Source organism: Caproiciproducens galactitolivorans, assembly GCF_004768785.1.
Taxonomy (GTDB): domain Bacteria; phylum Bacillota; class Clostridia; order Oscillospirales; family Acutalibacteraceae; genus Caproiciproducens; species Caproiciproducens galactitolivorans.
Map to the genome: position 1 here is coordinate 1 of NZ_SRMQ01000028.1, position 1,337 is coordinate 1,337.

Below are 1,337 nucleotides of genomic sequence, written 5' to 3' on the forward strand. Positions count from 1 at the left end.
GATAGAGTACAATAAAGTTCGCAATTTCGAGAAGGTATAGAAAAGCCATTGGGACTCCTTTAAAATGAATGGTGTCAAGACATTCAAAAAGGAGTTGGTCCCAATGACTCAAGGAAAGAATAACACAGATCTTACGGAATTGCTACTGAAATGTATGGCGGAGCCCGACCCGATGCTCAGTATGCTGGAATGGCTCTGCGCTCAACTGATGGAGGCGGAGGTTTCCGGCCTTGTGGGGGCGGAAAAGAATGCGCACAATCCGTCTCGAAGTGACTACCGCTGCGGATATCGTCCCCGGAGGCTGGATACTCGCGTAGGGACGATGTATCTCATGGTGCCAAAGCTGCGCAGCCATGGATATATCCCGTTCTTTGTCACTGAACGCAAACGCAGCGAGGCGGCGCTGGTACAGGTTATTCAGGAGGCATTCGTGCAGGGCGTGTCCACACGGAAGATGGAAAAGTTGGCTCACAGTCTGGGGATAGAGAACCTCTCCCGCAGTCAGGTCAGTGAGATGACAAAAGGGCTCAATGAACAGGTACAGGAATTTCGCAACCGTTCTCTGACGGATACTCGTTATCCTGTCATTTGGACGGATGCCCTGTACGAAAAAGTCCGTATGGATGGCCGTGTCGTCAGCATGGCGGTGATGGTTGTCTGCGGCGTCAACGAGCAAGGGCACAGGGACATTCTCGCCGTGGAGCCGATGCTGGACGAATCCAAAGAGAGCTATTCCCAGTTGTTTCAAAGTCTTTTGGATCGCGGCTTGAAAACACCGCTGCTGGTGGTTTCCGATGCGAACAAAGGGCTGATTGCCGCCATCCGAGAAAGTTTTCCCGGCGCATCCTGGCAACGCTGCAAAGTGCATTTCATGCGAAATATTCTGGCCCATATACCGCAGAAAGAAAAAGAATCCTTTGCGGTCCAACTGAAAGAAATCTGGCTGGCGCCTTCCGTCCAATTAGCGCGACAGCGCGCAAAACAGTTGTCGGAGCAATATGGGAAGCGGTTTCCCAAAGCAATCGAGCTTCTGGAAGACGGGCTGGAGGACTCACTGGCTTTCTATGCATTCCCCGAGCTTGATGCCCGTAAAATCTCATCGACCAATATGCTGGAACGGCTGAACAAGGAAATCCGGCGCAGAACCAACGTCGTCGGGATATTCCCAAACAAAGATTCCTATCTGCGGTTGGTTACAACATATCTCATGGAATACGCTGAAGACTGGTCCGTTTCCAGAGCATATTTGAATCCCAAATCGATTCAGACACTTCTGCTAAGCGCAGCTTAATTCATTTCGTGGAGTCCCCAAATTGCGAACTTCTCTTGACATAGCC

1 protein-coding gene is annotated in these 1,337 nt (G+C 50.8%); it reads left to right on the top strand.

Going from position 1 to position 1,337, the window contains the following annotated elements:
* Nucleotides 1–103: 103 nt before the first annotated feature.
* On the top strand, nt 104–1,291 hold the full coding sequence (locus CAGA_RS12485; RefSeq protein ID WP_135661204.1) for an IS256 family transposase: 1,188 nt from the start codon (nt 104–106) through the stop codon (nt 1,289–1,291).
* The last annotated feature ends 46 nt before the right edge of the window (nt 1,292–1,337 follow it).

Excerpts from the sequence above, each read along its gene's own strand:
- CAGA_RS12485 (WP_135661204.1), top strand. The coding sequence starts at position 104 with ATGACTCAAGGAAAGAATAACACAGATCTTACGGAATTGCTACTGAAA.